This is a genomic window from Streptomyces sp. NPDC044063, assembly GCF_056434285.1.
This window is the reverse complement of sequence record NZ_JBWKFM010000007.1, coordinates 216,106-229,420: the sequence shown is the minus strand read 5'-3', so window position 1 is coordinate 229,420 and position 13,315 is coordinate 216,106. Positions and strand designations below refer to the sequence as shown.

Annotated in this window: 12 protein-coding genes; 2 read left to right on the top strand and 10 right to left on the bottom strand. The window is 72.8% G+C overall.

What is annotated here, in order from left to right:
- Window positions 1-87 precede the first annotated feature (87 nt).
- The 6 genes from AC07BS_RS12335 to AC07BS_RS12310 are packed head-to-tail and all read right to left on the bottom strand — an operon-like array spanning window position 88 to window position 6,483.
- Window positions 88-1,209 (bottom strand): cytochrome P450 family protein, encoded by a 1,122-nt coding sequence (locus tag AC07BS_RS12335; RefSeq protein WP_478931817.1) that lies wholly within the window; start codon window positions 1,207-1,209, stop codon window positions 88-90.
- Entirely contained in the window at window positions 1,206-2,648 is a 1,443-nt protein-coding gene (locus tag AC07BS_RS12330; RefSeq protein WP_478641104.1) for a cytochrome P450, read from the bottom strand. Before AC07BS_RS12330 ends, AC07BS_RS12335 begins: the two co-directional genes overlap by 4 nt.
- Before the next feature lie 53 nt (window positions 2,649-2,701).
- Window positions 2,702-3,340: a GTP-binding protein gene (locus AC07BS_RS12325; protein ID WP_478640845.1), complete on the bottom strand. Its 639-nt coding sequence runs from the start codon at window positions 3,338-3,340 to the stop codon at window positions 2,702-2,704.
- The gene (locus tag AC07BS_RS12320; protein WP_478640848.1) at window positions 3,318-3,680 is read right to left on the bottom strand and encodes a DUF742 domain-containing protein; all 363 of its coding nucleotides are present in this window, start codon (window positions 3,678-3,680) and stop codon (window positions 3,318-3,320) included. Before AC07BS_RS12320 ends, AC07BS_RS12325 begins: the two co-directional genes overlap by 23 nt.
- Window positions 3,677-4,096, bottom strand: coding sequence for a roadblock/LC7 domain-containing protein (locus AC07BS_RS12315; protein WP_478641105.1), 420 nt, complete (start codon window positions 4,094-4,096; stop codon window positions 3,677-3,679). Before AC07BS_RS12315 ends, AC07BS_RS12320 begins: the two co-directional genes overlap by 4 nt.
- Window positions 4,097-4,104: 8 nt before the next feature.
- A complete protein-coding gene (locus tag AC07BS_RS12310; RefSeq protein ID WP_478931814.1) occupies window positions 4,105-6,483 on the bottom strand; it encodes an ATP-binding protein in 2,379 nt (792 codons plus the stop codon).
- 632 nt (window positions 6,484-7,115) lie between these two features.
- Between AC07BS_RS12310 and AC07BS_RS12305 the strand changes: the two genes are divergently transcribed.
- Together AC07BS_RS12305 and AC07BS_RS12300 are read left to right on the top strand one after the other, a co-directional pair.
- A complete protein-coding gene (locus AC07BS_RS12305; RefSeq protein WP_478640854.1) occupies window positions 7,116-7,781 on the top strand; it encodes a potassium channel family protein in 666 nt (221 codons plus the stop codon).
- The gene (locus AC07BS_RS12300) at window positions 7,781-8,458 is read left to right on the top strand and encodes a potassium channel family protein (RefSeq protein WP_478640856.1); all 678 of its coding nucleotides are present in this window, start codon (window positions 7,781-7,783) and stop codon (window positions 8,456-8,458) included. Before AC07BS_RS12305 ends, AC07BS_RS12300 begins: the two co-directional genes overlap by 1 nt.
- A 72-nt stretch (window positions 8,459-8,530) precedes the next feature.
- Here AC07BS_RS12300 and AC07BS_RS12295 read toward each other — a convergent pair whose 3' ends face one another.
- The 4 genes from AC07BS_RS12295 to AC07BS_RS12280 all read right to left on the bottom strand — a co-directional run bounded on the left by AC07BS_RS12295 (window position 8,531) and on the right by AC07BS_RS12280 (window position 13,083).
- Window positions 8,531-9,262 carry a DUF3159 domain-containing protein gene (locus AC07BS_RS12295; RefSeq protein WP_478640859.1) on the bottom strand — a complete coding sequence of 244 codons (732 nt, stop codon included), beginning with the start codon at window positions 9,260-9,262 and terminating at the stop codon, window positions 8,531-8,533.
- A gap of 3 nt (window positions 9,263-9,265) precedes the next feature.
- A complete protein-coding gene (locus AC07BS_RS12290; protein ID WP_478640862.1) occupies window positions 9,266-9,664 on the bottom strand; it encodes an OB-fold nucleic acid binding domain-containing protein in 399 nt (132 codons plus the stop codon).
- A gap of 79 nt (window positions 9,665-9,743) precedes the next feature.
- Window positions 9,744-10,433 (bottom strand): response regulator, encoded by a 690-nt coding sequence (locus tag AC07BS_RS12285; protein ID WP_478640865.1) that lies wholly within the window; start codon window positions 10,431-10,433, stop codon window positions 9,744-9,746.
- Window positions 10,434-10,527: 94 nt separating this feature from the next.
- Entirely contained in the window at window positions 10,528-13,083 is a 2,556-nt protein-coding gene (locus AC07BS_RS12280) for an ATP-binding protein (RefSeq protein WP_478640868.1), read from the bottom strand.
- Window positions 13,084-13,315: the final 232 nt, after the last annotated feature.

Genomic DNA, 13,315 nt, shown 5'->3' with positions numbered 1-13,315 from the left:
CCCGTCCCGGCGGGGGCCGGGACGGGGTACAAGCCGTCGGTACCGCGGTTCCGGATACGCGGCGACGGCTCCGGATACGCCCGGGGGCTACGGCCGCAGCCGCACCGGCAGCGTCCGGTGGCCGTTGGAGATGAACGAGTCGACCTGGACGAGCTCCTCCGACGCCACCGCCAGTTCCATGTCCGGGAAGCGCTCGAACAGCGCCGGCAGCGCGACGGCCGCCTCCAGCCGGGCCAGCGGCGCGCCCAGGCAGAAGTGGACGCCGTGCCCGAAGGAGAGGTGCTCCTTGGTGGTACGTGTCACATCGAACCGGTCGCCGTCGTCGCCGTACACCCCGCGGTCGCGGCCCGCCGCAGCGTACGCCGCGATGATCGCGTCGCCCTCGCGCAGCGTGACCCCGTCCTCGAGCTCGATGTCCTCGACCGCGTAGCGCAGCGGGAGGCTGGCCACGGGGGCCTGGAAGCGCAGGGTCTCCTCGATCACGTCGTTCCAGCCGGCCCGGCCGGAGCGTACGAGCGCGAGCTGCTCGGGGTGGGTGAGCAGGGCGTGGATGGCGTTGTCGAGGAGGTTGACCGTCGTCTCGTGGCCGGCGCCGATCATCAGCAGCAGGGTGTCGACGAGCTCCTGCTCGCTCAGGGCCGCGCCGCCGCCCCCGCCCTCCCCCTCGTCGTCGCGGGCGGAGATCAGGACGCTGGTCATGTCGTCGCCGGGCCGCTCGCGCTTGGCGGCGACGATGCCGCGCAGGAGCGCGTAGAGCTCGGTGTAGGTGGAGGTGACCTCCTCCGGGTCGGCGGAGGTGTGGAAGATCGAGTCGACGCAGCGGCGCAGCCCCTCGCGGGTGTCCTCGTCCTCGACCCCGAACAGCTCGCAGATCACCTGGATCGGGATCGAGTAGGCGTACTCCTCGCGCAGGTCGACGGTCTCACCGGCGGGGACGGCGTCGAGACGGTCGAGGAGAGCCGTGGCCATCCCCTCGATACGGGGGCGCAGCGCGGCGGTGCGGCGGGCGGTGAAGGCCTTCGAGACGAGGGTGCGCAGCCGCTTGTGGTCGCCCCCGTAGGCGGTGAACATGTTCTGCACCGCGACCCAGGTGTACAGCGGCCACTCGGGCGAGATCTCGCCGTTGATCCAGGCGGGCCAGTGCCGGCGCGGGTCCTTGGAGACGCGGGGGTCGGTGAGCAGCCGCTTGAGCAGCGGCTGGGTGGTCACCGCCCATGCCACCACGCCGCCAGGGAGCTCAACGGGGACCGCCGGCCCGTGGGCGCTGATGCGGGCTGCCTCGCCATGGATGTCGGTGCCTGCGGGGTCGATGGCGACGGGGCAGAGGGGGCGTTCCATCGGCTCTCTCCGGGGGTATGGGCCGGTGCCGCCGCTGGCTGCCCGGCCGGTCGGGGGTGGTGCGGCCCGCCGGGGTGGGCGGGCGGGGGTGCCGGTACCGGTACGGGGACGGGCGGGAAACGCACGGGAAGTGCGGTCAGGGCGCGGTGGAAGGGACCGGGCCGCCACACCAGGCGCTCGGCGGGCACCGCCAGCTCCAGGTCGGGGAGGCGGTCGAGGAGCTTCTCGACGGCGACGGCCGCGATGAGGCGGGCCGGGTCCTTCGCGGGGCAGTGGTGCGGCCCCGCGCTCCAGGCGAGGTGGGCGCGGTTGCCGGTGCGGCGGCCGGAGCGCAGGGAGGGGTCGGTGTTGGCGGCGGCGAAGCTCACGACGACGGGTTCGCCGGCGCGCAGCGGCACCCCGCCGAGGTCCATGTCAGCGGTGGGGTAGTGGACGGCGTAGTTGGCCATCGGCGGGTCGAGCCAGAGGACCTCGTCGAGGGCGTCCTCGACGGGCATGCTGCCGCCGGCCAGGTCGCCCGCGAAGCGGTCGTCGGAGAGCAGCAGCCGCAGCGCGTTGGCGATGAGGTTCTGCTGCGGCTCCGTGCCCGCGCCGATGAGGACGACGAGCTGGTGGAGCATCTCCTCGTCGCTGAGCTGCACCGGATGGGCCATCAGCCAGGAGGTCATGTCCGCGCCGGGCCGCTCCCGCTTGAGGGCGATGAGCTCCTGGAGGCTGCTGGTGATGAGCGCGTCGGCGCGCTCGGCGTCGACGCCGTCGAAGATGCCGGAGAAGCCCTCGACGAGCCGGTCGCCGAGCTCGGGCGGGCAGCCGAAGAGCTGCTGGAAGACCAGCAGCGGGAGGACCTTGGCGTACGAGCCGAGCAGGTCGGCCTCGCCGAGCGCGGTGAAGCGGTCGATGAGGCTGTCGGCGCTGCGCTCGACATAGCCGCGCAGGGCGTTGGGGTCGACGCGGGTGAGGCTGTCGTCGACGGCCTGGCGGTAGCGGCGGTGGTCGTCGGCGTCGGAGAACAGGCAGTTCGGCCGGTAGGCCATCATCGGCACGACGGGATTGTCCGCCTCGACACGGCCCTCGGTGAAGGCCCGCCAGTTCCGGGCGTCCTTGCCGAACGCCTCCGGGCTGCGCAGCACATGGAGGGCGGCCCGGTAGTCCGTGACCAGCATGGCCTGGACCCGGGGGGCCAGCTCCACGGGCGCGGCCGGGCCGTACTCCCGCAGCCGTGCGTACACGGCGTGCGGGTCGGCGGCGAAGTCCGGCCCGTACAGCGGCGTGCCGGGCCCCTGGTGCGCGGGGCAGACCGCCGACGGCATGGCGGACGACGGAGCGCCGGCGTCCGGGCCGTGGGGCGCGTCGGGGCGGTGGGTCACGCGTGCTCCTGGGGCTCCTGGGCGATACGGGTCTGGAGGTACTCCACGAGGCTGATCAGCGCCCGGGTGGAGGAGATCCGGTCCCGGGCGTCACAGGTGACCAGCGGGGTCTCGGGGAGCAGATCGAGGGCCTCGCGGATCTCCTCCTCGGGGTGGGAGGGAGCGCCGTCGAAGTGGTTCACCGCCACCGCGTACGGCAGTTCGAGCTCCTCCAGCAGCCCCATGACCTCGAAGGACTGCTCCAGGCGCCGGGTGTCGGCCAGCACGAGCGCGCCGAGCGCGCCCTCGGTCATGTCCTGCCAGAGCCGGGTGAAGCGCTGCTGGCCGGGGGCGCCGAAGAGATAGAGGACGAGGCTGTCGCTGAGCGTGAGCCGGCCGAAGTCCATGGCGACCGTGGTGGTGGTCTTGCCGTCGATGCCCGCGAGGTCGTCGACGAGCGCGCCGGCCTGCGTCATCGTCTCCTCCGTACGCAGCGGCCGGATCTCCGACAGCGAGCCGACGAAGGTGGTCTTGCCGACCGCGAAATGCCCGACGACGAGGATCTTGGCGGCGGTACGCACGGTCCGCCGCAGATAGACGCCGCCGTCGGGGTGGCCACCGTACGCGCCGCGGTCAGAGGCGAGCGCGGAGTCCATCCAGCACCTCCTGCAGGATCTGGGCCTCGGGCAACTGCGCCGAGGGAATGGGGGCCCGGGTGGAGAGGTGACCGCTGTCCACGAGGTCGGCGAGCAGCACCTTGGTGACGCTGACGGGCAGCATCAGGTGGCCGGCGATCTCGGCCACGGACAGCGCGCCGCCCAGGCAGAGTTCCATGAGGGCGCGCTTCTCCGGGCTCAGACCGCCGAGCGGCCGGTCGTCGTGCGCCATGACCAGGGTGACCAGGTCGAAGGTGTTGCGCGTGGGGTGGGAGCGGCCCTCGGTGACGACATAGGGGCGCACCAGCCCCTTGTCGCGTCTGGACGCCGGCGGGGTCATGCCGGCCCCGTACCCAGCCAGCCGTCCTGCCGCGGCGGGCTCGTCAGTTCCTTGCCGAGCCGGTCCACGGTCTTCTGCATCCGGTAGGTGACGGCCTCCATGTCGACGTTCTCACCCGCCGACACGGCGAGGTAGGCGCCGGGACCCGCGGCGATGAGGAAGACATAGCCGTGGGCGAACTCCACGAGCGTCTGCCGCCAGGGGGTCTCCTGGTGGTGGGGGTGGGTGCAGAAGTCCGAGGTGGAACGGCTGATGGACTGCAACCCGGACAGGGCCGCGGCCTGACGCTCGGCCTCGTCGCGGTGGATGCCCTGCGAGTGGGCGCGCAGCATGCCGTCCGCGGAGAGCAGGATCGCGTGCCGGGCCTCCGGCATCTTCACGACCTCGTCCAGCATCCAGCCCAGCTCTTTGTTCATGTGGTCGTTCACGCGTACGGGTTCCCTTCGTCTTCTGCGGGCTGCCCGGCGGGGGGCACGGGCGGGTCCTGCCGCGGCGGCACCTGCGGGGGCGCCTGCGGCTGGGGCTGGGGCAGCGGCGGCCGGGGCGCCTGCGGCTGGGGCAGCGGCGGCATCTGGTGCTCGCCGGTACGGCCGGTACGGGTACCGCGCGCGAACGCGCCCATGCGCCGGGCGGTCTCCTCGGCCGTCCGCTCCGGCGGCAGCTCGGTGGGCGCGGCGGCCGACGGCCGCATCCGCTGCCGCGCGGGCTGACGCCGCCGCCGCTTGGGCAGCCCGCCGGCGGTGGTGCCGGTGATGTGGGGGCCGGTTTCGGGGGCCTCGGGGGTGGCGGGTCCCTCCGGGACACCGAATCCCTCCGGGGAGCCGAAGGCGGGGGCGGCGGGGAGGCCGGAGGCGGTGCCGGGAGCGCTGGGGAGGTCCTGGAAATCCGGCGCGCCGAGGCTGCCGAGATCGGGGAAACCGGGGCGACCGGAGGCGTGGCGGGGGCCCGGGGTGCCCGGACGACCGGAGCCATCGCCCACACCCGACGTACCGGGGAAGCCCCGCCGGTCCGAGCCGTCACTCACACCCGGGGTGCCGGGGAAGCCCCGCCGGTCCGAGCCGTCACTCACACCCGGGGTGCCGGGGAAGCCGGGACGGCCGGAGCCGTCACGCGCGTCCGAAGCGGGGAAGCCCGGACGACCGGAGCCATCGCCCACGCCCTCGGCTCCAGGGAAACCCGGACGGCCCGAACGGTCGCGCGCGCCCGAGGCGCCGGAGAAACCGGGACCACCGGAACCCTCACGGGCATCCGAGGCATCGGAGTAGCCAGGACGGCCGGAACCGTCACCCCCACCCGGGGTTCCCGAGCGGCCCCGGCGACCCGAGCCCTCACCCGCACCCGCACCCGGAGTCCCCGGGAAGCCCGGGCGGCCCGAGCCGTCGCTCACGCCCGGGGTGCCGTGGGCGCCGGGGTGGCCGGAGCCCGTCGGGGTGCTCGGTGCGCGGTCGTACGGGTGTCCTGGCCCGGATGCGTCACGGGTACCGCTCGCCGGACCGGCCGTCGGCCGGCCCGCGTCCCGTGTCCCCGGGCCGCCGGGCGTACCGGCGGCGTACGGGCCTCCGGCCGCCGTGGCACCCGAGGGGTGGCCCGCCGGGCCTGCCGGCTGCCCGGGGCCCGCGGCGTACGGGAGCCCCTGGGTGCCCGCCTCAGCCGCGTCCTGACCGCCCGGCACACCGGAACCCTGCCGACCGAACGAGCGCTCCGGCTCGACGTCGCCCGGCGTACCGGGCGCGCCGCCCGGACGGCCACCCCGCGTACCGGAGCGGCGACCGGTGGCGAGCGGCGTCGTGCCGGGGCCGTCGATGTCCAGCTGGGTCAGCAGCGCGCCGGGCAGGAACAGTACGGCGCGCACACCGCCGAACGGCGAGCGCGTGTCGACCGAGACGCTGAAGCCGTAGCGGGCGGCCAGTACGCCGATGACGGGGTGGCCGAACTGCGGTGGGTCGCCGAGCCGCGAGACGTCCACGGGCCTGCGGCCCGACAGCATGGCCGCGGCCCGCTCGATCTCCTTGGCGTCCATGCCGATGCCGGCGTCGTCGATGACGACGCAGGCCCCGTTGTGCACGGGCTGGATGCTGACCTCGACGGTCGTGTTGGGCTGGGAGTGGCGCGCGGCGTTGTCGAGGAGTTCCGCGACGGCGAGGACCACGGGTTCCACGGCCCGGCTGATCACGGCGACGTCGACGTGGCAGTGCACGCGCACGCGCCGGTAGTCGCGGATGCGCGACGTGGCGCCGCGCACCACGTCGGTGACCGGGGAGGCCACGCGCTGGCGGCCCGGCCAGGAGCCGCAGAGCACGGCGATGGCCTGGGCGCGGCGGCCGAACTGGGAGTTGGCGTGGTCGATCTCCAGCAGGTCCCGCAGCACGTCGGGGTTGTCGTGCCGCTCCTGCATCTCGGAGATGGCCAGCTGCTGTTCGTGGGCCAGGCCCTGCAGGGCGCGCATGGAGGCCTTGAGCGCGGCCTTCGCGGACTGGTCGGCACGGTTCTGCGCCTTGTCCACGGCCTGGGTGAACAGGTCCATCACGGACTGGAGGTTCTGCGCGAACGCGGTGCCGGCGAGCCGCTGGTCGAGGGTGCCGGGCAGCGGCACGTCCTGGCTCGCCGCGTCGGAGACGGCCGGCAGACGGACGCCGACCAGGTGGGCCAGTTCCTCGTCACGCGCCCGGACGCTGTCCTCCAGCTGGTCGACGCGCCTGCGTACTCCGGCGGTGATCGTCCGCTGGCGTACGAGCAGGACCGATACGACGGCCACCGCGATCGCCAGACACCAGATCACCACCTCCGGTATGTGATGCGACATCAATTCCTCTTGGACGACGGGGACAACTGGTGGAGCATCACCCAGCGTCGGCTGGGCGAGGGACAGGTCGGCGTCCTGACGTCCCGTCCGGAAGCGGAATACACCGATCATCCTAACCACGTGGGTGACCGTGCGTCCGATCTTCGTCACGAAACTCGAACACGCATGCGCGCATGATTACCGGCCACATGGCGGAGCGTCAGGTTCCGCCGGAGTCCGCCGAGCGGGGCGGGATCCCGCCTCCCCCCGACGATCACGAACACGGAGCGTGACGAGATGGACACCCGACCCGATCGGCCGATCAGTCGATCGGACCTGCCGGACACCCGCCCCGGCCCACCCCGCCGCACCCCTCACGCTTCTTGATCATCAGGCGAGCCTATTGCGCATCCCTCGCGACAAGGAAGCCCCTCCCCCGGCGCCCCCGGGAGCCGGACGGCGGTCCGGGCGCCCGGTCGGCGGGACGTTGCGGATACGGTGGTGCCATGCGTTCGCCGCGGACACCGGTCGGCTGTGGGCGCGTCGCGTCGTACCCACGGACCATTCCCGTGGGGCCGTGAGCTTGAGAAGGAAGATGTGAGCAGGGTGTTGGTGCAGGTCAGCGCGGTAGTCCGGAGCATGGGGTAGGCGTTGTGCACATCGTGATCATGGGGTGCGGGCGGGTGGGCTCCGCCCTCGCCCAGACCCTGGAGCAGCAGGGCCACACGGTCGCCGTGATCGACCAGGACCCGACGGCCTTCCGCCGCCTGGGCTCCGGGTTCGGCGGTCGCCGGGTGACCGGCGTCGGCTTCGACCAGGACACCCTCCGTGAGGCGGGCATCGAGGAGGCCGGCGCCTTCGCCGCGGTGAGCAGCGGCGACAACTCCAACATCATCGCCGCCCGGGTGGCGCGCGAGATGTTCGGCGTGGAGAACGTGGCCGCCCGCATCTACGACCCCCGCCGTGCCGAGGTCTACCAGCGCCTGGGCATCCCCACCGTCGCCACCGTGCGGTGGACCGCCGACCAGATGCTGCGGCGGCTGCTGCCGTCCGGCGCGGAGCCGCTGTGGCGCGATCCCAGCGGTGGCGTACAGCTCGCCGAGGTGCCCGTCTCCGAGGCGTGGGTGGGCCAGAAGGTCAGCCTGCTCCAGGACGAGGCCGGGGTGCGCGTGGCGTTCATCACCCGGCTGGGCGAGGCCATGCTGCCGACGTCCTCGACGGTGTTGCAGGAGGGCGACCTGGTGCACGTGATGATGCGCACCGACGCGGTCGACAAGGTCGAAGCGGTCTTCTCCGCAGGTCCTGAGGAGGCTCACTGATGAGGGTCGCTATTGCCGGTGCCGGCGCCGTCGGCCGCTCCATCGCGGGCGAGCTGCTGGAGAACGGGCACGAGGTCCTGCTCATCGACAAGGCCCCCTCGGCCATCTCGGTGGAGCGGGTGCCGCTGGCGGAGTGGTTGCTGGCCGACGCGTGCGAGATCACCTCGCTCGACGAGGCCGCGCTCCAGCGCTGCAACGTGGTCATCGCGGCGACCGGCGACGACAAGGTCAACCTCGTCGTCTCGCTGCTCGCCAAGACCGAGTACGGGGTGCCGCGCGTCGTCGCCCGTGTGAACAACCCCAAGAACGAGTGGCTGTTCAACGAGGCCTGGGGCGTGGACGTGGCCGTCTCCACCCCGCGCCTGATGTCCGCGCTGGTCGAGGAGGCCGTGAGCGTCGGTGACCTGGTGCGCCTGCTGCGCTTCAGCCAGGGCGACGCCAACCTCGTCGAGCTCACCCTGCCGCCGGAGTCCGCCCTGGCGGGCACCCGCGTCGGTGACGTGGACTGGCCCGAGGACACCTCGCTGGTCACCATCATCCGCGGCAACCGCGTGCTCACCCCCAACCGGGAGGACGCGCTGGAGGCGGGCGACGAGCTGCTGTTCGTCGCGGCCCCGGCGCGCGAGGAGCAGCTGGAGGACCTGCTGTCGGTCCGCCGCGAGAGCACCGAGGGCTGACGGGCCCGGCAGGAACACGGAGGGCCCCCGGGACATCGTCCCGGGGGCCCTCCTCGTATCGCGCGAGCGGCGTCAGCGCGCCGTGGCGTTCGCCTTGGCCTCGCGCTCGGCGCGCTCGGCCTCCTCCATCTCGGCGAACACGTCGATCGGCGGCGGCGCCTTCGACAGGAAGATCCAGGTCAGGTAGACGGAGAGCAGCATCGGCGGGATGCCGAGCGCCACCTTCACCCAGCCGAGCTGGGTGACGTCGCCCCACCAGTAGAGCGGGAAGAGCACCGCCGACTTGGCGAGCAGGATCAGGCCCCAGGCCCAGCTGGCCTTGGTGTAGGCCTTCTTCCGGCCCGGGTTGCGGGTCCGCCAGGAGAGGTTCTCCTTGAACACCGGCCCCAGGATCAGGCCCATCAGGGGGAAGCCCGCGACGGCCGAGACGAGGTAGGCCACGGCCAGGCCGAGCGTGTAGAGCATGCCCGGCAGGTAGAAGTTCTTGGCGTCGCCGGACATCATCGCGAAGACGGCGCCGAAGGCGACCCCGAAGACACCGCTGAAGGCGTGCTTCAGGGTGTCCTTGCGCACGAGCCGCGCGAGCCCGAGCGCCAGGGAAAGCCCCAGCGCGGCGATCGCCGCGACGTGGATGTCCCGGTTGACGGTGTAGATCGCCACGAAGACCAGGCCGGGGACGGTGGTCTCCACCATGCCCCGGACCCCCCCGAATGCCTCGAAGAGGGCGGCCTCGGTGACGGCTCTGGAGTCCGCGCCCGTGGTGGGGGCGGCGTACTGGTCCGTCGGCTTGTCGATGGACGACAACGGCTACTCCTGTCCGAGCGGTCGGAGTTCGTATCTGGGGTTGAACAGCACCCGGCGGCCTCGGCTCATGGAGATCCGGCCGGAGGCGATCAGCTTACGGCCGGGCTCTATCCCGGCGATGGAACGGCGCCCGAGCCAGACGACGTCCAGCGCGGCCGAGCCGTCGAAGAGCTCGGCCTCCAGCGCGGGCACACCGGCCCGCGGCCGCAGGGTGACGGTCCGCAGGGTGCCGGTGACCTTCACGATGTCCCGGTCGTCGCAGTCGCATATTCGTGTGCAGCCGGTGGCCGCCGCGTCCTGCTGCAGTTCGGCGTGGTGCAGCTCCTCCTGGGAGCTGGACAGCCGGTCCAGCATCCGGCGGAAACGGCCGGTCGGCTTATCGGGACGGGGTACGGCACTCATGTCACCAGCGTAGCGGGGCCGGGCACGCCCGGGATCAGCCCGCACACCGGGATCCCAGGTCACGCCCGCGGCCCGCCCCTCACCCCTCGAACCGGTACCCCATCCCCGGCTCCGTGATGAAGTGCTTCGGATGCGACGGGTCCAGTTCCAGCTTCCGCCGCAGCTGGGCCATGTAGACCCGCAGGTAGTTCGTCTCCGTGCCGTACGACGGGCCCCAGACCTCCTGGAGCAGCTGCTTCTGGCTGACGAGACGGCCCGTATTGCGGACCAGTACCTCCAGCAGATGCCACTCCGTGGGCGTGAGGCGTACGTCCTTGCCTCCCCGGTTGACCTTCTTCGCCGCGAGGTCGACCGTGAAGACCTCGGTCTCGACGATCGCGTCGTCGCCCGCGCCCGCCGGGTGCGTCGGCTCCGCGCGCCGCACGGCGGCTCGCAGTCTCGCCAGCAGCTCGTCCATCCCGAAGGGCTTGGTCACATAGTCGTCGGCGCCCGCGTCGAGCGCCTCGACCTTCTCGTCGGAGGTCTGGCGCGCGGAGAGGACGAGGATCGGCACCCGGGTCCAGCCGCGCAGTCCCTTGATGACCTCGACGCCGTCCATGTCCGGCAGGCCGAGGTCGAGGATGACCACGTCGGGGTGGCGGGCGGCGGCGAGCTGGAGTGCCGTGGCGCCGTCGGGCGCGGCGTCGACCTCGTACTTCCGCGCCTTGAGGTTGATCACGAGAGCGCGGACGATCTGCGGCTCGTCATCCACCACGAGCACCCGGTTCATGCTGAACCACCTCTACTGTTCGTGCGGGCCCCGCCCTGGGGCCCGGAATCCTGGTCCGGTTCGGTCTGGGTCCGTGCGGCCGCCGCGGCCGCCGTCACGTCGTGGCCTGGGCCGGCAGGTCGGGGCGTACGGGCGGGCGCCCGGGCGCGGCCCGGAGGGTGAGGACCATGGTCATGCCGCCGCCGGGGGTGTCCTCGGCGGTCAGCGTGCCGCCCATGGCCTCGGCGAAGCCCCGCGCGACCGCGAGGCCGAGGCCGACCCCGGCGCCGCGGGGGGCGTCCCCGTAGCGCTGGAAGGGCTCGAAGATGCGGTCCTTGGCGCTGTCGGGGACGCCGGGTCCCCGGTCGGCCACCCGTACCTCGACCCGGTCGCCGAGGGCGCTGGCGGCCACGAGGACCGGCTCCCGGCCCTCCGGGTTGTACTTGACGGCGTTCTCGACGATGTTCGCCACGCTGCGTTCGAGCAGCCCGGGGTCGACGGCGACCATGGGCAGCGACTCGGGGATGTCGAGGATCGCGCTGCCCTCGGGGACGCCGCCCAGCGCCATCGGGACCACCTCGTCGAGGTCGATCTCCCTGATCAGCGGGGTGACGGTGCCGGTCTGGAGGCGGGACATGTCGAGGAGGTTGCCGACCAGGTGGTCGAGCCGGTCCGCGCCGTCCTCGATGCCGGCGAGCAGCTCGGCCTCGTCCTCCTCGGACCAGGCGACGTCGTCGGAGCGCAGGGAGGTCACCGAGGCCTTGATCCCGGCCAGCGGGGTGCGCAGGTCATGGCTGACGGCGGCCAGCAGGGCGGTGCGGATGCGGTTGCCCTCGGCGAGCCGGCGGGCCTCCTCCGCCCGGTCCACGAGCCGCTGGCGGTCCAGGACGACGGCGGCCTGCGCGGCGAAGGCGGCCAGGACGCGGCGGTCCTCGGCGGGCAGCACCCGGCCGGAGAGCGCGAGGGCCAGGTTGTCGCCGACGGGCATGTCCACGTCGGCGTCCTCGGGCCGCAGCAGGGGCTTGCCCGTGCCCGTGACGACGCTGCTGGCGCAGGTCCACGGGTCGACGTCGCTGGCGCGTTCGAGCAGGGCGACGGATTCCATGCCGAAGGTCTCGCGGACCCGTTCCAGCAGGGCGTCCAGGCTGGTCTCGCCGCGCAGGACGCTGCCGGCGAGGAAGGAGAGGATCTCCGACTCGGCGCGCAGCCGGGCTGCCTGGTGGGTGCGGCGGGCGGCGACGTCGACCACGGAGGCCACGGAGATCGCGACGAGCACGAATATCGTGATGGCGACGATGTTCTTGGTGTCGGTGATCGTCCACTGGTGGACGGGCTCGACGAAGAAGTAGTTGAGCAGCAGCGAGCCGAAGGCCGCCGAGGCCAGGGACGGCAGCGCGCCGCCGAGCAGGGCCGCGCCGACCGTCGCGCACAGGAACAGCAGCATGTCGTTGGCCAGCCCGAGGTCCGGCACGACCTGGGTCAGCAGGAAGCTGAGCAGCGCGGGCCCGACGAGGCCGACCATCCAGCCGGCCACGAGCCGGCCGCGGCCGAGCCGGGCGCCGCGCGCCACGGGCAGTCCGCGGCCCTTGGCGACCTCCTCGTGGGTGACGATGTGCACGTCGAGGTCGGGGCCCGAGTCGCGGGCGACGGTGGCGCCCACGCCGGGCCCGAAGACGTACTGCCAGGTCTTGCGGCGGCTGGAGCCCAGCACGATCTGGGTGGCGTTGACGCCGCGCGCGAACTCCAGCAGCGAGGCCGGCACGTCGTCGCCTATCACGTGGTGGAAGGTGCCGCCGAGGTCCTCGACGAGCGTGCGCTGGACGGCCAGTTCCTTGGGCGAGGCGGAGGTGAGGCCGTCGCTGCGGGCGATGTAGACGGCGAGGATCTCGCTGCCGGAGCCCTTGGCGGCCATACGGGCGGCGCGGCGGATGAGGGTGCGGCCCTCGGGGCCGCCGGTGAGGCCGACGACGATGCGCTCGCGGGCGTGCCAGATGGTCGAGACGTCGTGCTCGGTGCGGTACTGCCGCAGGTACTCGTCGACGCGGTCGGCGGTCCACAGCAGGGCCAGCTCGCGCAGGGCGGTGAGGTTGCCGGGGCGGAAGTAGTTGGAGAGGGCCGCGTCGACCTTGTCGGGCTTGTAGATGTTGCCGTGCGCCATGCGGCGGCGCAGGGCCTGCGGCGACATGTCGACGAGCTCGATCTGGTCCGCGCGGCGGACGACCTCGTCGGGCACGGTCTCGCGCTGCCGTACGCCCGTGATCGACTCGACGACGTCGCCGAGCGACTCCAGGTGCTGGATGTTGACGGTCGAGACGACGTCGATGCCGGCCTGGAGCAGTTCCTCGACGTCCTGCCAGCGCTTGGTGTTGCGGGAGCCGGGGACGTTGGTGTGGGCCAGCTCGTCCACGCACACGACGGCGGGCCGGCGGGCGAGGACGGCGTCCACGTCCATCTCGGTGAAGACGGAGTCGCGGTAGCCGATCTCGCGGCGCGGCACCTCCTCCAGGCCGTGGAGCATGACCTCGGTGCGCGGGCGGCCGTGGTGCTCCACGAAGCCCACCACGACGTCCGTGCCCCGCTCGACCCGGCGGTGGGCCTCGGAGAGCATGGCGTAGGTCTTGCCGACGCCCGGTGCCGCGCCGAGGTAGATGCGTAGGTTGCCGCGTCCCATGGCCCCATTGTCTTTCAGGAATCGCGACGGTGTTCGGGGCGGTTCTCCGTCCTGAGGTGCCACACCGTCGCGCACCTCGACCTTACGACCCGGGAAACCGACATTTCGGGCGAGGGGTGGCTGGACGGCGGGTATTGACGCAGCTCTGACGCCCCGGGGCGTAACGCGCGCCCTCACCCGCCCCCGCCGGGGAGCATGCGAGCACCCCCGCCCCTCCCCCATCGGCGACAGG